23 protein-coding genes and 1 pseudogene are annotated in these 18,665 nt (G+C 71.5%); 5 read left to right on the top strand and 19 right to left on the bottom strand.

Translation table 11 applies throughout. The features are described 5' to 3' along the window. The first annotated feature begins 45 nt into the window (after positions 1-45). Positions 46-1,329, top strand: a complete 1,284-nt coding sequence (locus H7K62_RS05225) for an ROK family protein (protein WP_370591614.1) — start codon at positions 46-48, stop codon at positions 1,327-1,329. Between the two features lie 19 nt (positions 1,330-1,348). Here H7K62_RS05225 and H7K62_RS05220 read toward each other — a convergent pair whose 3' ends face one another. Together H7K62_RS05220 and H7K62_RS05215 are read right to left on the bottom strand one after the other, a co-directional pair. Next, positions 1,349-2,275, bottom strand: a complete 927-nt coding sequence (locus H7K62_RS05220) for a hypothetical protein (RefSeq protein ID WP_186716864.1) — start codon at positions 2,273-2,275, stop codon at positions 1,349-1,351. Between the two features lie 22 nt (positions 2,276-2,297). Then, positions 2,298-2,561, bottom strand: coding sequence for a DUF3072 domain-containing protein (locus H7K62_RS05215; RefSeq protein WP_186716863.1), 264 nt, complete (start codon positions 2,559-2,561; stop codon positions 2,298-2,300). 59 nt (positions 2,562-2,620) lie between these two features. Here H7K62_RS05215 and H7K62_RS05210 point away from each other — a divergent pair, with 59 nt between their 5' ends. From H7K62_RS05210 to H7K62_RS05200, 3 genes and pseudogenes are all read left to right on the top strand, one after another. Next, positions 2,621-3,730, top strand: a complete 1,110-nt coding sequence (locus H7K62_RS05210) for an NAD-dependent epimerase/dehydratase family protein (protein WP_186716862.1) — start codon at positions 2,621-2,623, stop codon at positions 3,728-3,730. Continuing rightward, positions 3,730-4,408 (top strand): annotated as a pseudogene (locus H7K62_RS05205) (UdgX family uracil-DNA binding protein). Before H7K62_RS05210 ends, H7K62_RS05205 begins: the two are co-directional and overlap by 1 nt. A gap of 326 nt (positions 4,409-4,734) precedes the next feature. After that, positions 4,735-5,073, top strand: a complete 339-nt coding sequence (locus tag H7K62_RS05200) for a hypothetical protein (RefSeq protein ID WP_186716860.1) — start codon at positions 4,735-4,737, stop codon at positions 5,071-5,073. 72 nt (positions 5,074-5,145) lie between these two features. Here H7K62_RS05200 and H7K62_RS05195 read toward each other — a convergent pair whose 3' ends face one another. From H7K62_RS05195 to H7K62_RS05140, 13 genes are all read right to left on the bottom strand, one after another. Then, entirely contained in the window at positions 5,146-5,496 is a 351-nt protein-coding gene (locus H7K62_RS05195; protein WP_186716859.1) for a hypothetical protein, read from the bottom strand. A 255-nt stretch (positions 5,497-5,751) separates the two neighbouring features. Beyond that, positions 5,752-6,837: an MBL fold metallo-hydrolase gene (locus tag H7K62_RS05190; RefSeq protein WP_255479552.1), complete on the bottom strand. Its 1,086-nt coding sequence runs from the start codon at positions 6,835-6,837 to the stop codon at positions 5,752-5,754. Then, positions 6,818-7,069 carry a hypothetical protein gene (locus H7K62_RS05185; RefSeq protein ID WP_186716857.1) on the bottom strand — a complete coding sequence of 84 codons (252 nt, stop codon included), beginning with the start codon at positions 7,067-7,069 and terminating at the stop codon, positions 6,818-6,820. The genes H7K62_RS05190 and H7K62_RS05185 overlap by 20 nt, the downstream gene beginning before the upstream one ends. A gap of 308 nt (positions 7,070-7,377) precedes the next feature. Next, entirely contained in the window at positions 7,378-8,058 is a 681-nt protein-coding gene (locus H7K62_RS05180; protein WP_186716856.1) for a hypothetical protein, read from the bottom strand. A gap of 198 nt (positions 8,059-8,256) precedes the next feature. Then, positions 8,257-9,009, bottom strand: a complete 753-nt coding sequence (locus tag H7K62_RS05175) for a hypothetical protein (protein ID WP_186716855.1) — start codon at positions 9,007-9,009, stop codon at positions 8,257-8,259. Positions 9,010-9,041: 32 nt separating this feature from the next. Continuing rightward, positions 9,042-9,191, bottom strand: a complete 150-nt coding sequence (locus tag H7K62_RS05170) for a hypothetical protein (RefSeq protein WP_186716854.1) — start codon at positions 9,189-9,191, stop codon at positions 9,042-9,044. A 103-nt stretch (positions 9,192-9,294) separates the two neighbouring features. Further along, positions 9,295-9,504 carry a hypothetical protein gene (locus tag H7K62_RS05165; RefSeq protein WP_186716853.1) on the bottom strand — a complete coding sequence of 70 codons (210 nt, stop codon included), beginning with the start codon at positions 9,502-9,504 and terminating at the stop codon, positions 9,295-9,297. Beyond that, positions 9,501-9,881, bottom strand: a complete 381-nt coding sequence (locus H7K62_RS05160) for a hypothetical protein (RefSeq protein ID WP_186716852.1) — start codon at positions 9,879-9,881, stop codon at positions 9,501-9,503. The genes H7K62_RS05165 and H7K62_RS05160 overlap by 4 nt, the downstream gene beginning before the upstream one ends. Beyond that, the gene (locus tag H7K62_RS05155) at positions 9,878-10,285 is read right to left on the bottom strand and encodes a hypothetical protein (RefSeq protein WP_186716851.1); all 408 of its coding nucleotides are present in this window, start codon (positions 10,283-10,285) and stop codon (positions 9,878-9,880) included. The genes H7K62_RS05160 and H7K62_RS05155 overlap by 4 nt, the downstream gene beginning before the upstream one ends. 680 nt (positions 10,286-10,965) lie before the next feature. After that, a complete protein-coding gene (locus H7K62_RS05150; RefSeq protein WP_186716850.1) occupies positions 10,966-11,757 on the bottom strand; it encodes a hypothetical protein in 792 nt (263 codons plus the stop codon). A 203-nt stretch (positions 11,758-11,960) separates the two neighbouring features. Continuing rightward, positions 11,961-12,158 (bottom strand): hypothetical protein, encoded by a 198-nt coding sequence (locus tag H7K62_RS05145; RefSeq protein ID WP_186716849.1) that lies wholly within the window; start codon positions 12,156-12,158, stop codon positions 11,961-11,963. Positions 12,159-12,948: 790 nt separating this feature from the next. Next, positions 12,949-13,077, bottom strand: a complete 129-nt coding sequence (locus tag H7K62_RS22045; RefSeq protein WP_255479551.1) for a hypothetical protein — start codon at positions 13,075-13,077, stop codon at positions 12,949-12,951. A gap of 624 nt (positions 13,078-13,701) precedes the next feature. Beyond that, on the bottom strand, positions 13,702-15,150 hold the full coding sequence (locus H7K62_RS05140; RefSeq protein ID WP_186716848.1) for a recombinase family protein: 1,449 nt from the start codon (positions 15,148-15,150) through the stop codon (positions 13,702-13,704). 55 nt (positions 15,151-15,205) lie between these two features. Here H7K62_RS05140 and H7K62_RS05135 point away from each other — a divergent pair, with 55 nt between their 5' ends. After that, positions 15,206-15,559, top strand: coding sequence for a uracil-DNA glycosylase family protein (locus H7K62_RS05135; protein WP_186716847.1), 354 nt, complete (start codon positions 15,206-15,208; stop codon positions 15,557-15,559). Positions 15,560-15,662: 103 nt separating this feature from the next. Here H7K62_RS05135 and H7K62_RS05130 read toward each other — a convergent pair whose 3' ends face one another. The 4 genes from H7K62_RS05130 to H7K62_RS05115 form a co-directional block, all read right to left on the bottom strand. Then, entirely contained in the window at positions 15,663-16,310 is a 648-nt protein-coding gene (locus H7K62_RS05130; RefSeq protein ID WP_370591613.1) for a DUF1684 domain-containing protein, read from the bottom strand. 43 nt (positions 16,311-16,353) lie between these two features. Then, on the bottom strand, positions 16,354-17,589 hold the full coding sequence (locus tag H7K62_RS23570; RefSeq protein ID WP_186716846.1) for an App1 family protein: 1,236 nt from the start codon (positions 17,587-17,589) through the stop codon (positions 16,354-16,356). After that, positions 17,586-17,966, bottom strand: a complete 381-nt coding sequence (locus H7K62_RS05120; protein ID WP_370591635.1) for an HNH endonuclease — start codon at positions 17,964-17,966, stop codon at positions 17,586-17,588. The genes H7K62_RS23570 and H7K62_RS05120 overlap by 4 nt, the downstream gene beginning before the upstream one ends. 123 nt (positions 17,967-18,089) lie before the next feature. Beyond that, positions 18,090-18,659 carry a metallophosphoesterase family protein gene (locus H7K62_RS05115; protein WP_186716844.1) on the bottom strand — a complete coding sequence of 190 codons (570 nt, stop codon included), beginning with the start codon at positions 18,657-18,659 and terminating at the stop codon, positions 18,090-18,092. Positions 18,660-18,665 lie beyond the last annotated feature (6 nt).

Raw genomic sequence — 18,665 nt, 5'->3', positions numbered from 1 at the left:
TCCGCGCTGGCACCTTGTCCCCGCCGCGAAGGGACGAGGAGGTCCGTGGACAGTCACAGCAGGGCCGCCCGTCCGGCGCCCCCGGCACCCCCCGGCAGCTCGCGGGAACCCCTGACCGCGCCCGTCCCGGACGCGCCGGACGCGTCCGACGTCGCGGCCAGCGCGGCCGGGGCACCCGGAGCCGCCCACGACGTCGCCGTCGAGGTGCTCCGCCACGGCCCGCTCCCCCGCAGCCAGCTCGCCCGCCGGCTCGGGCTCTCGGCCGGCAGCCTGACCCGCCTGTCCAAGCCGCTCATCGCCAGCGGCCTGCTCATCGAGGCCCCGCCCGCCGCGGACCCCGAGACGCGCCGCCCCACCCGCCCGCTCGACGTGCCCGCGGACCGGCACCGGTTCGTCGGGGTGGACGTCGCCCCCGGCGCCGCCTGGGGCGTCCTCACCGACCTGCGAGCCCAGGTGGTGGCCCGCCAGGACGTGCCGCTGGCCGACCGCTCCCCCGCCACCGTGGTCGACGCCGTCTCGCGGCTGGTGACCTCCCTGGCGGCCCGGACGGGTGGCGTCAGCACCGTCGACGAGGTGGGCGTCACGCTCGACGGCTACGTCGACGCCTCCGGCGTGGTGCGCCGCGCCCTGCCGCTGGGGTGGTCGGGTCCCGTGGACGTCACCTCGGCGCTGGAGGAGCGCCTCGGCCGGCGCGTCGTCGTCGGCAACGGCATGCACGCCTTCACCCAGACCGAGCACTGGTTCGGCGAAGGGCGCAGCACCAGCTCCTTCGCGGTGCTCGCCGTCGGCACCGGCATCGGGTACGGCCTCGTCATGCACGACGCGGTGGTGGAGACGCCCGACTCGGGGCTGCACCTGCTGACCCACCTGCCGCTGGACAGCTCCGGCCCCCGCTGCCCGGTCGGGCACCGCGGCTGCGCCGCCTCCCTGCTCACCCTGCGGGCCCTGGAGGCGGCGGGCGGGCTGGCGCTGGGCCACCCGACCACGGCCGCGCAGCTGCTGGCGGAGGCGTCAGCGGGTGACCCGCTGGCGCAGGTCGTGGTCGACGACGCCGCCCGCCACCTCGGGACCCTCGTGGCCGCCGTCGCCGGCTTCACCATGGTCGAGCGGATCATGCTCACCGGGGACGCCGCCGCCGTGGCGACCGTCGGCCGCGGGGCGCTGGCCGAGGGCGTCCACGCCGCCCGGGACCCCGAGGCCTCCCCGGTGGACCTCGTGGTCCGCTCGGACGACTCCTCCGCCTGGGGCCGGGGCGCGGCCGGGATGGCCGTGCAGGCCTACGTCTCCAGCCCCGGGTGGTTCACCGTGGAGGCCGCCGAGGCCGGCTGAGCGGGTAGCGGGTGGACGGTCAGCGGGTGGGGGCCGGCTGGCGGCCGGTGAGCTCCAGCAGCTCCGCGAGCGCGTCGTGCTCCCCCGCCGCCTCGACGGGGGCCTCGCGCGGGCCGGAGGTGGGCCAGGAGCGGACGTGCGCGAGGGCCCGGTCGACGACGGCGGGGTCGAGCGCGGCCGCCGGGGTCCGCAGCCCGGTGGCCACGGCCACGTCCCAGGTGGCGCCGACGAGGTCCACGAGCACGCCGTCCGCGCCGGCCTCGGCGACCTGCGCGGCATCGGCGGCGGCGTCGCCGGCGCCGGCGGTGCCCTCGCCGTCACCGGCCTCCAGCGAGCGCGTCCACGCCTCGAGCAGCGTCACGAGCGCCTCGCGCCAGCCGGTGGCGGGGTCGGCGCCGAGCCCTCCGACCGCCCCGGCGACGACGTCGGCCACGGTCAGCGCGCCGCCCGGCGCCGTCGTCGTCCAGCTGGCGGCGGGCAGGGGCGCGAGCACCGCGGCGAGCCCGCCGGCCGCCACGGGCAGCAGCTGGCGGGCGGTGGTGGCGCGCAGCGCCAGGAGGGCGAGGGCGTAGGCCTCCTCGGCGTCCTCGGCGAGGGTGGTGGCCTCGGCGCCGGACCCCCGCCGGGTGGTGACGGCCCACAGCGGGCCGGACGGCGTCAGGGCCACCATCGCCTCGCCCGCCGCCACCAGGTGCTCGCGCAGCTGCCCCTCGCGGGGCAGCCACAGCACCTCGGCGGCGTCCACGCTGTCCAGGGCCCACTCGGTGGTGCCGTTGAAGCCCAGCACCTGCCCCGAGGGCAGGTCGTGCGCCTCGATGGTCATGTCCGAGACCACGAAGACGACGTCGTCCATCTCCACGTCGGGGATGACGAACCTGTCGCCCTTCGCGGGGCGCCACTGCAGGCCGGTGTCGCGCAGGGCGCGCGCCGTCGTCGTCGAGGTCACGACGGCGAGCCTGCCACGCGCGTCAGCCCTCGGAGACCCGGGCGCTGCGGGACTTGAGCTCGTCGATCATCTCCGAGGCGTGCGCCTTGGTGAGGTCGTCGGGGACCTGCTCGCCGGCCTCGGTGGCCAGGGTGCGCAGGTAGCTGAGCTGCGCACCGGTGGCGGGCTCGTCGCCGGTCACCCAGGTCTCGGGGTCCTTGACCGCGGTCGGGTCGGTCTGGGAGCCGGTGCCGGCCTGGTCGGCCTCGGTCTGGGAGTGCGAGTGGGAGGACGCGTTCTCGGTCATGTGTCCGAACCTAGGGCGCCGGGTCGCGGTCCGCCCGTCGACGTGGTCGGCTCGACCGCATGGGCTCTTCCCCCCGGCGCGTGCTGGTCACGGGCGCCACGGGCAACGTCGGCACCGCGCTGCTGCGGCGGCTCGCGCGCGAGGGGGTGAGCGTCTCCGGCGTCGCGCGCCGCACCCCCGCGCAGCACCCCGAGGCGGAGCGCTCCCTCGCCGCGCCGGTCCGCTGGCACGGCATCGACCTGGCGGCCTCGTGGGCGGCCGGCGCGCTGCGCGAGGCGATGGAGGGCGCTGACGCCGTCGTCCACCTCGCCTGGCGGATCCAGCCGAGCAGGTCGTCGGCTGACCGCGCCGCGATGCGCGCGGTCAACGTCGAGGGCACGCGAGCGGTGCTCGACGCCGCCCGCGAGGCGCACGTGCCGCACCTCGTGCACGCCTCCTCGGTCGGCGTCTACGCGCCCGCGCCCGACCCGGCGCACAAGCACCGGGTGGACGAGCGCTGGCCCCGCACGGGGGTGCCGACCTCCGCGTACAGCCGCGACAAGGTGGCCGCGGAGGACCTCCTCGACGCCTTCGAGGCGGGCGGCTCCTCGCCGGTGGTCGCCCGGGTGCGCCCCGGCCTGGTGCTCCAGCGGGAGGCCGGGGCGGAGATCGCCCGCTACTTCGGCGGCCCGCTGCTGCCCGCGGGCCTGCTGGGAGGCGCCGGTCGACGACGCGTCCGCGTGCTGCCGGTGCTGCCGCTGCCGGACGCGTTCGTCGTGCCGGTGGTGCACGCCGACGACCTCGCCGACGCCGTGTGGCACCTGCTCGCCGCGGGCCCGCAGCGCGCGAGCGGCGCCTACAACGTCGCCGCGGACGACGCGCTCGACCCGGACGACATCGCCGCCGCCCTCGGCGCCCGCCGCCGCGTGGCCGCCCCCGTCTCCCTGCTGCGCTCGGCGGCCGACGCCTCCTGGCGCGCCCGCCTGCAGCCCACCGACCCCGGGTGGGTGGACCTCGCCGCGGGCGCGCCGCTGCTCGACTGCTCCCGCCTCACAGCTCTCGGCTGGAGGCCGACGACGACGGCGCGGGCGGCCCTGGACGGCCTCGTGTCCGGGATGCGCGCGGGCGAGGGCGCCGGGACGCCCGCCCTCGCGCCGCGCGGTGCGCTGCACGGGAGGGTCGCTGTCTGATGGCGGCGACGACGACGGACGGGGAGCGGCCGGCGGCTGGGCCGGAGCGGCCGGGGGCGCAGCAGTGGGTGCCGGAGCACGCCGACGGTGTGGACGCGCTGCGCGCGGCGGCGCCCTCGTGTCAGGGCTGCGAGCTGTGGGAGCCCGCTACGCAGGTGGTGTTCTCCGCGGGCAACCCGCACGCGTCCGTGGCGCTGGTCGGCGAGCAGCCCGGTGACCAGGAGGACCGGCGCGGCATCCCCTTCGTCGGTCCCGCCGGGCAGCTGCTGCAGCGGGCCCTGGAGGAGGCCGGGCTCGCCCGCGACCAGGTCTACGTGACCAACGCCGTCAAGCACTTTCATTTCAGTGCACGCGGCAACCGACGCATCCATGCCACCCCGACCGGCGCACACGTCACGGCTTGCCGCCCGTGGCTGACCGAGGAACTGCGGCTAGTTGACCCGCAGGTCATCGTCCTTCTGGGCGCCACTGCGGCAAAGGCGCTGCTAGGGCCGTCGGTGCGCGTGGGCGCAGACCCGGGGGCACGCGATTGAGCGTGAGACGTCGCGGGGGGTGCGAACGTTCTTTGTGACGACGCACCCGTCGGCGGTGCTACGGACTCCCGAGGATGCACGCGAGGCGGCGTACACCGGATTAGTGGACGATCTGCGCGCCGTGCGTGAACTGCTGCCGCAGTAACCGAGAACAGCCCCAAGTTTTGGTTGCACGCCTGCGACGCCATGCCTACCGTCCGTGGCACCTCGCAACAGCGAGGCGCCCGCCACCCCGGTCCAGGCGGTGACGAGGGGGGACTCCCATCTGATTTAGCAGGTACGTGCCATGACAATTGGCAACGTTGCCTACCGCCCCGTCGAGCCTTCACCGGCCCACGACTGCCGCCTCGTCGAGGACGCTGCCGCAGAAGCGATCTTCATGGCGCTCAGCGCCGCAGCCGAGGCGCGGTGGGCATTCGGGGAGACGGCAGCGACATGCGCAGCGCTGCGCCGAGCCGCCAGGGCTGTGGCATGACCGCTGTACCCGCTGGCGTCTTTAACGTCAGCCAGTACGCAGACGCCCTGCTGATCTTTCGACCGTTGCGAGTCGCCCGGCTCAAGGTCGGGGACGACACCACGCCGCGGCAGGTCGTCCATGCCGACGTACACGTTCTGGGCGAGGACGGTGCCACGGTGCTACCGGCGCAGGTGGTCGCGCACATCACGTTCGTGCAAGCACTACGCAACCTGTCTACCGGATATCTACTGACACGTCCTGTGAAACTCCGCCATTACTGGCAAGCCGGCGAGACGTCCGCAGACGACCTGCGGCGCGCGAACGCTTACCTCGACACGCTCAGCGCCCCCTAGTAATTCCCCGAAACGACGACGGCACCCCCGGCGCCCTCCCCTGATGGGAGGAGGCCGGGAGCGCTGTGCTGCTCACCGGAGGGAGCGTGGGAGTTCGCCGGTCGTCCAGGCACTCACTGAATCAGTGCGGATACGCATCGACCCGATCTGCGACCGGAAGTTGCCTAGAACGAACTCGACTTGGGCCAGGTGAGCGAAACGCCCACTGACTTCCGCCTCGCCGTCAAAGCCATCGTCGGCGTCAAGAGCGCTGGGCGCTGTCGGCATCTTGAGCAACCGGCGCACCCACGGCTCAGACTGCGGATCGTCGGGGTTAATGATGCGCGAGGCCCATGCCTCCCGGGGGATCAGGCGCCCCGAGAGGATGGCGCCATTGACCACCATGACGAGCATCACCGCTTCATCGGGCTCGTCTTCGATCATACGGACGAGGAAGTTGAGTGCTTCATCCTGCCCGAACGCTGAGGGCCGATTGCCGGGCATATCTCACGCATCCCAATGTGAGGCTGGTCGCATGAGCCTACGGTGGCAGCGCCCGCGTGGTGACGGGGACGATTCCCACAACCCACTGGCGTGGCCCTTCGGGCGTCGCTCTCCAGCCTGTACGCCGCGCCGGCGCGAAGGTGTGGCCTGTCGATGAGGTGGACGGCACCGACACACCGCGTGCTTTTCATGATCTCACATCTTGTATGCCTGGCCGTAAGTTTGGACCGTCCAGCGGTTGGTCTCGGCCGTGTGGCGGGCACGTACTTGCCCGCACGCGCCGTATGGGTCGTGGACCGAGCGAGCGAGATTGCCGAAGTGCAGAACTTCTTCCTTCGCCTGCTTGCTCAAGGCTGGCCGCTTGGTAGCAGCAGTGGCATATGCTTCGCCCGATGCCTCTTTGATTCGCTGTCTATCGGTGGCATTAGGTCGGGCGTTTTTACCTAGGCGAAACGGAGCTAAAGTCGATATGACGTTCGGCTCCAAAAGGGTGTTCCAGACCGCATCCAAGTGGGCATTCGGGGAGCCATGGTGCGGCACCTTGAAGTAGGCCGCCCGGCTTATCGGCGTGAAGCCATCGACTACAGCAGCCCATCCGCAGTTGGCGGGACCGCGCTCGACATCGCCTCCGAGGAGCAAGCGCGTCGAGCCAGCATCAATCCAGAGCGCAATAGATGTCTCGTTCGCATTCGATCTTGGTGGAGGGCGTCCCGCGTCGTTCGCGACCCTTACGGCAGCAATGGCCTTGATTGCACGCGTGACCGCCTCATCGCTGGGCGCCAGCACACGTACGTCGGCCGGTGCGCCCGCCGACCTCTCCAGTAGGTATCGATCGGCTATGGCGAACTTGATATATGGGGGAATAGTAAGAGGACGGTGGCGCACCATGTCAAAAATGCGACTGTACTCGTTGTAGGTTCCACGGCTGGCGATTGGGCCCGATTCTTCCTGCAAGAGCGCAAAGTAATCATCATTCCTAAGCGCTTGTGGTATCACGAAGCGAGCTGAGGCGCATCGTTCATAGACTGACGCCAGGCCAGCTATGTGATCTTGGTGTGCATGAGTACCAATGACAAGATCGACGGACGTTGCAGCATCCACGCCGATGGCGTCTAGGTAATCAAGTGCGGGGACGCGACCGGTCCGCTGATCAATGCATGAATCAACGACCATCCACCTGCCGCTACCCAGGTGCACCAGGCAGCATTCGCCCCGCCCTGGGCCGAAAAGTGATACCTCAACGTCCGTAGACGCGGGCGGATCACTCGGCCAGCGAGTCAAGTCTTTCTCTCAATGCGCGCGCCTTCTTGTCGATACGCTCAATCTCGTCGGTTGACTTTGCAAAGAGGCGGCGCAATCGAACCGCCACCGTGCGCTCCGGTAGGTCCGAATTATTGAGGACGCTTCTCGACGTCACGTACACAGCTGAGCCAACAGCGATGCTCGCGCGCTCCGCGTCGGAGAGGATGTCGAGTGCAAATTCCACATCAAGCATCGGCGCGTCATGGTCCACGGGGTTCAGAGTCACAGTGAAGCTTGTGCGGTCCACCGAGACAACCGTGCCGTCCCAGCGGCGAAGGTTGCGGACGCGCACCCTCTTGGTATCGACCTGTCGAGGCGACGATTTAGTCCTGGGTGACTGCTGCTCGTCGCGCCCGTTCGTCGGTGGTTGCTCCGTCCGTAGGGGAACGGGGTCAAGGCGAGCACCATCAACTAGTCGGGGCTCCGTAGAAGTGGGTGCCGGGGCGCCTTCTTGCGTGTTGGCGGATCGCCAGTTGTCAACTGTCGGCGTTGAATCGCCCTTGACGGCCAGAAGGTTTGTCATGGACGTTGCCCGGTGAAGGAATATGCCTTCTCAAATATCTCCGTTGCTCGCCGGTTGGAGTCGTTCCAAACTCGCTCCAACACCTCTATGGCAACGACCCGCGCCCCCTGCCCCAATTCCCACTGTGCCTCGATGGTTGTAGGGGGCGCGGGCGCCGAGGGGACGTCATCTCGGCTTAGAATCGGCTCTTCGAGTCTCCATAGGTCATAATGATCGTTTACGGTGACGAAAAAGCCATTAGGCGGTATAAGGGTTGACGGCTCTATCCGAGTAGTTACTCGGCCTGCATCCAAGCCTGGTCTGTTGGACTGTAAAGTGAGACCCAGAAGGCCGCCGAGCGGTAATGCATCACCCCAGATATCCTTTGGGGCAATGGTGTCCGCCAATTTGTGAGCATTCTCGCGACCGCCGACTGCGAAATGTATGGCGTAGTTGATTCCCAGCGCGATGACCGGAGTGTCGGGCAGGCTGCGCAGGACGGCAATGGCAACGTCTCGCAGCGGCCCCACCTGAGCTTCATTGTCTGTCAACAATTGCAGCGAATCTGAGGTCGCGGTGAAAATCAGCCACTCGCTTCGCCAGGTGATCGCATCAGCGCTTACCTCTTGATACTCAACATCGGGCAGCTGTGACGCATCAATGATGTTGTGGCGAGCAGCCCAGGCCGCTGTGAGCATGCCTGGCGGCACTGGGCACTTGACGACAACCGCCGTGGATGAGTACTCACGGACTAGGGCCATGTATCCATGCTCCCGCCCCGCCTCACATGCTCGGTCAGTGGGTGCGGAGTGTGGCACAGATGGGACGGTCGTTGGCAGAGCGCCAGCGGCTGGACCGTCCAGGGGGCCAGCGTCTCGTGTCGTCGCCTCGCGTAATCACCACCCGCGGACCAGCCCGCCTAGCGAGCCACCGACCCTCGCGTCAGGCCAGCGGTCCCCACCCTCAAAGGCACGGCTCACCGGGGAGGCCAACGCCCGCGGGCGCCCTTGCTCGGTGCGCTGGTCTGCGATCTTCTGGCCGGGACTGCGCTGCTGGTAGCGCGACAGGCCGTCGAGCAGTTCGTCAGCCGTGGTCACCCGGTCCTGATACGTCAGGTGGGAACCAAAGCGCACCCCGCCGCGGAGGAACTTGCCCCGAAGATCGTGGGGCGAGGTGAGCAAGTGGTGCGCGGCGGCCGATGCGCCGTCGATCTCGTCGAGGCGCTGTGTGGCCGCGCGCACGCTGTTCAGCGCGTCAGCAAGGTCGCTGCGCGCGGCTTCGTGCTCGCTGTCAAGCGCCTCGGACCACGCCTCAGCGTGATCAAGAGCCACAGCGATGGCGGCGTGAAATGCGCGCTGCGCAATCCGGTAAGTGGCGGCTTCGCGTGCTGCGGCCTCAGCACGCTGCACTTCCAGCATGTCCCGGTCGATGGGCGCAGGGGCCGGGCGCCCAGCCGTAAGCGCCCTCTCAAGCGCCACCGCGTCGTCATGGTCGGCGTTCTGCAGTGTCTGTGCGAAGCGCGCACGGTCAGCGCCCGCGGCGCGGTAGTCGCGCAGGGCGCGCTCATACGCCTCGGCGCTCCGCGCGATCTCGGGAATCGGGGACGCGCTTAGGGCGGGCACGGACTCGGCGGTGAACTGCATGGGCATAGTAACTCTTTCTCCTGGCGGGAGGTAGCTGGTCAGGCGCTGGTCAAGCGCGCGTTATGCGCCTCGGCCATCGCTCGCTGCATCGGGCTCAGGCCGTCCGTGATGGCGACGGGCTGCATCGGCTGTTCAATCGGCGGGGTGCTGAGGAACGCCGGCGGCGTCCAGGGCTCGGGGGTGGTCATGGGACCTCCTTTCCAATCAGGGCGACGACGCGTCCGCGGAGGTGCTCTATGGCCTCGCGCAGCGCGTCGATCTCGGATAACAGGGCACGGGCGACGTCGTGGCTCACGCGGCCACCGCACGGGCCTCTAGGTCGCGAACGCGGGCTCGGGCCGCGGTCAGACGGAGTTCTGCAGCCTCCGCGCTGCGCTGTCGTTCGGGCAGCAGGGTCACGAGATTCGCCACCGCGGCCTGCGCCTCGGTCAGCGCGCGGGCCGCGGAAGCAGCCTCGGTGTAGGCGCCCTCAATGTCCTGCGGCGTGGGTGGGGTGCTCATGTGGTCCTCTCGGCGTCGTACGGGGGGCGGAACGCGGTCCAGCGCCACGCCACGCGCTCAGGGGAAGCGCCGGCCGTGCCGGCGGGGTCTTCAGCGCGGTGCAAACGCTCACGGGCCGACGCGTAGAACGTGAGGGCGAGCAGCGCCTCTGACGGCGGCTCACCGGCCGCGAACGCATCGGCGTGCTGCTCAGCGGTGCGGCCGGTGTACGCATCGCGCAGCACCTCCCAGGGCCGGGGCAGCACGCGGGGGTTGCTCTGCGCCGTGACCGCGGCGTCCACGGCGGCGATGAACTCGGCGCTGTGCAGGGCCGGCAGCCCGTCAGCGACAGTGGCCGGCGGCAGGGCCGGGGCCGGGGGACGACGGCGGGGCCTCACCGCAGGTTGACCACGGCGGGGCCGTGCCAGCGCTTACTGGCCTTCGCGGAGGCTGCAGCGCTCGCGTCGGGGCTCACGGCCAGGGCGCGCAGCGAGGCGAGGGCGGTGGCTTCCGCGGCCGCGAGCGTGGCGAGCAGGGGGTGACTCACCACCTGGCCGGCCGATCCCGTGGTCACCAGCGAGGGCAGCGCCGCTACCTCGCGCTGCAAGCGCTCCACGTGCGTGAGCGCCGAACAGGCTCGATAAAGCAGCGCGAGTTCTCGGGAATCGGGCTCTAGGTCATTATCGGCCGCGTCCCCGATAAACCCCTGCCACAGCGCAAACGCGGCGCCTTCCAACGGTAGCGGCGGGGTCAGCGGGTCCCGCTCGGAAGTCGGCGGCGAGGCCGGCTCAGTATCGGTCATATCCTACTCTCATTCGCTATAACCCTGAGTAATCAGACTAGGCAAAACAGCGGCATGCTGGGCATCCAGAGTGGGAGCCGCAGCCCCTCTCCGACCCCTGGTGATCCACCGGTGAGGGGGTCACCCCCTGGGGTCCAGCGACTCGTCACGCTGCGTTATCAGGGGCGAGGTCGATAAAAACGACTGAGGCGTCCGCGTCAGCGGCTGCTAGATCGTTCTACATTTCAGGGTGCAACATTCCGTAATGGTGCGAATAGCAGAGCGATTGCCATGCAGATACGGCGCGGTAGTCGTGGGCGCCGTCCACCGGCACCACGACCGCGGCTGAGTAGTTGCAGCGCCCGTCTGAATTACGCCGGTTCCTCGGTCGAGCCGCGGTGCATCGGCACTGATCTCGGTGGTTCACCAGTTCGTCGCGCCACGCGTCGTCGAGCACGAGCAGTTCGCCAGCGGTCGTCGGCGCACAGCCGTTGACCCACTCATTCACTTGTCGGTGTTCCTCTCGTGGTCGCGGCCAGCGCGTGCGCTGCGCTTCTCGGCAAGGCAGCGCACGCGGGCGTCACGTGGGTCGCGGGTGGGGCCAGGAACTCCGCTGCCGGGGTCGGCAGCGGGGGCAGGTGCGGGGCAGGGGTGAGCAGTGCCGGTGGCTCAGGAACCCGTGCAGCGGCCCTGCCACCACGTCACCGGGGGGTACTGAGCGCGGCGTACGCCGGGGTGCCCATCGATGGGCCGGCGGTGTCGGGCTCGGACGGGGCGTCGCACTCGGTGCACCGGGAGGACAGCCCGTCCGCGGACTCGGTGCGCGGGGCGAACATGTCGAGGGGGAGGGTGTGTCCGCAGCGGTAGCAGCGCTTGCCCGTGCGCGCGGTCACCTGCTCTGCGGCCTGCGCGTACTCCTCGCGTCGCGTGCGCTCGCAGGTCTTGCAGTCGCTGCGCCGGGGTCCGAGGTCGCCGCCCCAGCGCGGGCGGAACTCGCTCGCCGGCTGGACGACGCGGCAGCGCGTGCAGGCTCGGTCCTGCGCCTGTGCCTCCCGCGCGGCCACGGTGGTGGCCTCTCGTCGGGTCATCAGCATGGTCGCCACGTCGTGCTGCTCGGGGACGACTACCCCGAACTGCTCGGCTAGCGAGCGCAGGTGAGGTGCTGAGTGCAGCGCGTAACCCTCGGCGCCGTCGATGCCACGAGGGGTGCCGAGGTGCAGCACCTCGCGCGTGAAGTCGTGCCAGGCGCCGGGGTCGCGGGACGCGAGGGTGACGCGCAGGTGCGTGCCGCTGCCGCCGTGGGCGGACACCGTGGTGACCACGCCCTCACGCTCAAGCACGCGCAGCGCCGTGAGGACGTCGTGCAGCGACGCCGGCTTGGACAGCAGGGGCGACACAAGATTGATGACGCTGGTGTAGAACGCCTGCCGGTCAACGCGCACGTACTCGTAGGGCCAGGTAGTCGGAGCCTCAGCGGCAGCGAGCGCAAACACGCTGGCGACCGTGGCTTGCAGGACGATCTCACGTCGATTCGTAGACATTATGATCGGGAGCCTTTCGCAGTATCGGAGCCTAGATATACGAATGGCCCGGCCCCCATAGCGGGGGTCGGGCCATTCAGCGCCGGGCGGGAGCGACCCGAGGACGGCGCGCCGGCGCTGACAGGCTCCACAGGCCAGCGTCGGAAGTTCTTTGGTTAAGCGCAGCGGCGCACTTGCTCGTCAGCGAGCACGGCGCGAGCCGCGGGATGCATGCGCTCAGTCAGCACGTCGGACAGGTCGCCGGACCAGGACTGATACCAGCGCAGCGCGGCGCCCTCGGGACGCGGGCTGTCGTCGATGCCGACGCTGGCGCGGATGCGCTCGGCTGCCACATCGTCGGAAGCGACATACATGCTAATGATGGTGTGTGCGATATCAATAGCGTCCTGATACGAGAGGCAGGATGCCTGCCCGCAGTCGCAATCGCGGCGGGGGCGCACGGCCGGCACAACGTCTACGGCCGGGGCGAGGGCAACGGCAGGAGCCGCCGCACGGCGAACGGGGAGCGCGATGACGGTCATGCCTAGTACGTGGGGCAGTTCCGGTGCGATTACCCGCCTTCTGCGCGGCTGGGCTTTCCCGTCTCAGGTGAGGCTCAAGGGGGGTCCTGTGCGTCATCGGCCTCTGTAGGTGGCTACGCTTCCCCGTCCCTTATTACATGTATAAGAGTGTGTGTTCTTATAGCAGGAAACAAGAGATAGCACTCGGTAGCCACCTACAGAGGCCGATGACGGGCCAGACGCACCTCGCGCGGCAGGGCCGGATACAGCAAGAGCCGGCGACCCATGCGGGTCACCGGCTCTCGCACCCCAACCACGACAGGGGGGTCCAATCCCTCAGCCCACCGGGTGACGAGCCCGGAACCGTCAGCCGCGCGTGCGGCAGGTGGCTCAACCGCGCCGCCGCCCCCGAGCAGGAACAGGCAGCGGCGCGGAAGCGCACCCTCATGCGACGACACGAGGGGGTCGGTAAACGCTCGACAGCACCGCCGTCCCAGGCCGTTCGCGTAGGAGAGGACGGCGGCGCCGGAGCCGCAACGCGGCGTCAGGGCACGCCGCGTGCTGGGACCTACTCCGCACCGGGCGTGAGCGAGCACCAGCGCCCTCACGCCGACCGGGGCGCGAGGGAGGTACGAGAGGCGCGCTAGGCGCGCAGAGCGACGGATGCGGCGCGCTCCACGAGGGCGCGCACGTCGTCGTCGCTGAGGCTGTCCGCGAGGCGCTGCAGCGCTGCTGCGGCGCCCACGGCCGGCGCGATGGGACCGAGGCTCACGCCCCTGCGCCACGCGGCCATGTAGGCAGCGTCCCGCGCGCGCCGGCACGGCTCAGAGCACGTGCGCCGCGGGTGCGGCAGCCCGTCGAGCCGGTCGAACGGCTCGCGGCAGACGTCGCAGCGCGCAGTGGTGGTCGATGGCACGGCGTCCCTCCGCGGGTGTGGGCGATGGGCGCATGCTGCGCCGTCACCTACACGTTGGGCGGCGTTCCACCGCGCCAGCCGTCTGAAGCCACTAGAAGCCGTTCTCACGCGCTCAGACGGTCTTGGCGCCGACATCGGTGCTGATCAGAGCTGTGACCATGACGTGCATCACAGCCTCAGCATGTGAGACGTCGCGGCATTTCGCGGAGCAAGAGTGTCCGTCAGACGTGCCCGCCGGCCGTCGGCATCGCCCACACGGCGCGGGTAACCGACGCACGACCGCCCCACGTGCGGAGCATGACACCCACGTCCGTACCCGCGCCCGAGGACTCCCTGATCGCTGCTGCGCTGCAGCGCCTCCTCGCCTCCGCGCCGCCGCCCCTCAGCCCGGCCCGAGAGGCAGCGCTGCGCCGCGCGCTGGGCCCCGCCGCGCAGACGATTCTCACGGCCACCGCCGTGCCTGCAGCCGCCGCCTAGAGGCTATGCGGCTAGTGCCTCAAGGCTCAGCCCGTCATCTGCAGTCCAGTCAGCAACCCACCCTCGCTCCCCCACTCGCAGGAGTTGCACCGAGAAGAGCACCTGCGTCACGGCGCGCTGCCGGTCAAGCGGCAGAGCGCTCCACGCGTGCGCGACGTTGCGTGCGCTTAGCAGGTCCGCGAGGACGGGAGAGCGCCGTGCACGCCGGGTCACCTCCTCGCACTCCACCAAAACCGCGGTCATGCGCCGGCTGATCGTCCCCAACTGCTCTCGGTCGATGGTCCCTTCCGCGAACAGCGCCGCCGCCTCGGCCTTCCGTTGCCGTGCGTCCGCCGCGCGCCTACGTGCCTCTGCCGCGTCCGCGTCCGCGTCGTCCGAGGCGGCCGGGTCAGTACCGGCGGCGAGCATGGTCAGCCTTGCGATGACGGCAGCGGCCACCGCCGCGTCAGCCGGGGCGCGCTCCACCTTCACGCGCGACGTGCACGACTCCGACCGGCACACGTACACGTCCCTGCCGCGGGACTTTGACGCGTTCACGGTGCAGCCGCACGACCCACACTCCGCAATGGCCGTGAGCAAGTTAGACGGGGTGCGCCCCAACTTGATGGTCCCCGCGGTTCGCGACTCGTCGTTGAGCAGCGCCGTCAACTGCTCGTGCTGCTCAGCCGTAAGGATGGCCGGCCACGTGCCCGGCGCGTCCATGCGCTCCCCGTTGTAGACGCGCACCCCGATGTAGCGCGGCGAGGTGAGCACCCCGCGCACTCCGCGCGCCGACCACTGCTGCCGCGCCCCCATCTCTTTCCACCGGCTCGACCCGAGCCCGCGGGCGGTCCACTCCTCGGCTATCGACCGCATGCTCGCGCCGGCGAGCGCTTGCTCAGCACCCCACCGAATCGCGTCGGCCTCCTCGGGCACCACGTCAACATGGTTGGCCGCGTACCCGAACGCGCGGGCGCCGCCCGTGTTTGGCTTCCCCTGCGTGGCACGGTCCTGATTTGCCAGCCGCTGCCGGGCCGCCTTGCGCTCCACCTCGGCCGCCGCGACCGCCGCAAGAATGCGCGCAACCATGCGACCCGTATCGGTGGTGAGGTCGATGTCGCCCGTTGCGGTAGCGAGGCCCACGCCAGTGTCGTTGCAGAGTAAGATCAATTCCTCTAAGTCGGCCATGTTCCGCGTACAGCGGTCCATGTGCCACGCCACAACGACGTCGGCGGCGCCCGTTGCCACGCGGTCGAGCACGGCTTGCCACGCGGGACGCTCGCGGTCCCCACGTGCACCAATCGAGTTGTCCGTCAGCACTTCCGTCACGGTCCAGCCGCGTGCGAGGGCGAGCCCGCGGCACGCTTCCTCCTGCCTGAGCACTGACGCACGCTCGCCCGTGGCGTCGAGCGATGCCCGCGTGTAGATCACGGCACGGGTCGTCGGCAGGGCAGACGCGCTGCGTGGGCTCATGGACGGGGACGGTAGAGCGCCCACGCCGCCGTGTCCACCTATCTAGAACTATGCGGTGAAGCACTTCCGCTTCACCCCGCGCGGGAACCGCCGCATCCACGCGACCCCCGAGGCCGCGCACATCACCGCCTGCAAGCCGTGGCTGGCCGAGGAGCTGCGCCTGGTGGACCCGCGCGTCGTCGTCCTGCTGGGGGCGACGGCCGCGAAGGCGCTGCTGGGGCCCGCGGTCCGCATCGGCAAGGACCGCGGCCACCCCATCGAGCGCGAGACGACCCGGGGCACCAAGACCTTCTTCGTCACCACCCACCCCTCGGCGGTGCTGCGCACCCCCGAGGACGCCCGCGACGCCGCCTACGCGGCCCTCGTGGCCGACCTGCGCGCGGTGGCGGGGCTGGTCAGCGGCTCCTGAATGCAGCGGGGTGGGTGCCCCCGTGCCCGCTGGGTGCCCTGGTGCCCGGGTGGGGGCTGCGTCCCCGGGCACCACGCCACCCAGCGGGCACCTCACCACCCGGTCACACCAGTTCGCCCGCCTCGACGGGCGCCTCGAGGCGGTTCCCCGGCGGGGCGAGCGGGCAGGCCCACTCCGGGTCGTACGCGCACGAGGGGTTGTAGAGGAAGTTGAGGTCGAGCACGAGGCGCTGCTGGCCCTGCTGGCGCTGCTCGTCGTCGTCGGCGTCCACCGCGCCGAGGTCAGCGCCCTTGACCGTGTCGAGCAGGTACCTGCCGCCGCCGTAGCTGCTGGTGCCGCTGGAGCCGTCCCGCACGGGCAGCCACACGCCGCCGCCGTACCCGGACAGCCACCACAGGTCGAGGGTCCCCAGCGGGGTGGCGGCCCGTCCGAGGCGCGTGAAGACGACCTCGCCGTCGGTGCCCGTGGTGACGCGCAGCTCGTGTCCGGGCTCGTCCGGGTCAGCGGTCTCGACGGGTGCGGTGAAGCGCAGGTCCGGGTCGTAGGGGGCCACCGGCAGGCCGGTGCGCCGGCGGGGGTCGTCGAGCAGGAGCGGGGAGTCGACGTGGCTGGCGTACAGCTCGTCGCGCGCGGTGCGCCACAGCTCGTGCGCCTCGCGGGGACCGCGGCGCGCGGCCGCCTCCCGGACGTCGGCGTACAGCTGCGACACCCGCCGCCGGTAGTCGAGCAGGCTCAGCGATCCGGTTCCCACACCGACCACTGTGGTGGTCGACCGCCCATGATCACGACCGGAGTCAGGACGAGGAGGTCGGGGCCGTCTCGCCTGGGGGCAGCCACACCTGGCGGGCCAGCGGCACGCCGGCCTGGCGCAGCTGGTGGGCCAGGCCCACGCCGTCGGGCGCGCGGACCTCGGGCACCGCGGCGACCAGCCCCGAGCGCGCCGACCCCGACACCGGCACCGGCAGCACGTGCGAGAGCACCTGCTCGGCGGCCGTCAGCTGGCGGATGGCCACGGCGCGCACGTGCGTCGGCTGCTCCCGGGCGAACTCGCCGTAGATCTCCGGGTCGTGCTGGCCGTCGTCGCCGACCAGCAGCCACCGCACGTGCGGCAGCTCCTCGGCCAGGCGCCGCAGCGCCGCGCGCTTGTGCTCCTGCCCGCTGCGGAACCACCCGGTGTTGGTGGGTCCCCAGTCGGTGAGCAGCAGCGGACCGGCCGGGTAGCCGTGGCGCAGCATGAAGCGGGTGATGGTGGGCGCCGCGTTCCACGCCCCCGTGGACAGGTAGAGCACCGGGGTGCCCTCGTGGGCCTCGACCGCCGCGGTGAGCAGGTCGGCCATGCCCGGCACGGGGCTGCGCGCCTGCTCGTGCAGCACGAAGGTGTTCCACGCCGCGATGAACGGGCGCGGCAGCGAGGTCACCATGACGGTGTCGTCGATGTCGGAGACCACGCCGTCGCGCTGGTCGTCGCCGATCACCGTGATCCGGGCGGTGGACGGGGACCCGGTGCGCTCGTCGGCGTCGTCCTCACCGGGCGGCGCGGTGGAGAAGGTGACGTCGTGCACGCCGGGCGGCAGGTCCGAGGGCAGGCGCGCGTCGAGGTAGCCGCCGCGCTCGGAGACCAGCCGGTGCACCCGCTCGCCCACCGTGACCCACACGGCCGTGCCCTCCACCGGCGCGGAGATGAACGCCCGCCACCCGCGCAGCGCCGTCAGCGCGCGCTCCTTCAGCTGGTCGCGGTCGTACGGGCCCACCCAGTCGCGCAGGGCCACCGGGTCGTACGGGCCCTGCGGGACGGGCGCGCCCGCGTCGTCCTCGTCGTGCTCGGGCGGACGGGTGGCCAGCACGCGGCCCAGCACGCGCACCCAGCCCTGCCCGCCGTAGGAGGCGTAGCCCAGGACCCGGGGCGTCCAGCCGCGGCGCCGCAGGTGCGCCGCGAGCAGCTTGTTGAGGCGGTCCTCAACCCGGGCCGCGGTGTGGCGCGTGCGGGCGTGCTCCGGCCGGTGCTCGGGGCGGGAGGGTGCCGGGCTCACGGTCGGGGAGTCTGCCAGCCCGCACCCCCGCGGGGCGCGTCGACGGGGGCCGCTCGGGCCAGCCGGCGGCGCTGGGCGGCCAGGTAGGGGCGGGCGCGGCGCTGGCCGCCGCGGGCGGTGACGGCGGCGTCGAGGGAGTCCAGGGCCGCCCGCAGCGCACCGGCGTCCGGCTCCCAGCCGCGCCCGCGGCACTCGGCGTACCAGTCGGCGGGCGTGGTGTGGCCGCGCTGGCCGTTGCAGCGCGAGCACGCCGCCACCTCGTTCTCCGGCCAGCTCGGCCCGCCCTTGACGCGCGGCACCAGGTGGTCGGTGGTGGCCCGCACCAGCGGGCCGAAGGAGCGCCCGCACCACAGGCAGCACCCGCCCTGCCGGTCCACCGCGAGCGCGAGCCGCTCGGCGCGCCCGGGCTGCTGGGACGGCTGCTGGGACGGCTGCTGGGACGGCTGCGCCCCGGCGCTGGTCCGCTCGCCGCGCCGGGCCGGTGCTCCCACGGGCTGTCCCTACCCGGCGCCGGGTGCCCCACGCAGCGGGAGGGCGTGCAGGACCACGTCGTGCAGCGGGTCCGGGCGGCGGCCGTCCACGACGGCGGTCAGGTAGGTGCAGGCCGGCTGGCGGCGGCGGTCCGTGGGCGAGCCGGGGTTGAGCAGCCGCAGCGCGCCGCCGTCGGGACGGGTGGTGGTGGAGTCCCAGGGGACGTGGCTGTGCCCGAAGACGAGGACGTCGGCGGGGCGGTCGCCGCTGCCGTGGGCGGCGGCGCAGCGGCGCTCGCGCCCGCTGGCCGGCCCGGTCTCGTGGACCACGGTGAGGCGCAGCCCCTCGACGTCGTGGTGGGCCACCTCGGGCAGCCGGGCGTGCAGCGCGGGACCGTCGTTGTTGCCGGCCACGCCGAGCAGGCGGGCGCCGGCGGACGCGCAGCGGGCCGCCAGCTCGTCGAGCACGGCCTCGCCCACCCAGTCACCCGCGTGCACCACGAGGTCGGCCTCGTCGAGGGCCGCGAGGACCTGCGGCGGCAGGGCGCGGGCGCGGACCGGCACGTGGGTGTCGGCGAGCAGCAGCAGGCGGGTGGGCACCCGCCA

The sequence above is a fragment of the Quadrisphaera sp. RL12-1S genome, assembly GCF_014270065.1.
GTDB lineage: Bacteria > Actinomycetota > Actinomycetes > Actinomycetales > Quadrisphaeraceae > Quadrisphaera.
The sequence above is the reverse complement of the archived record's forward strand: the minus strand, read 5'-3'. Positions and strand labels throughout refer to the sequence as shown.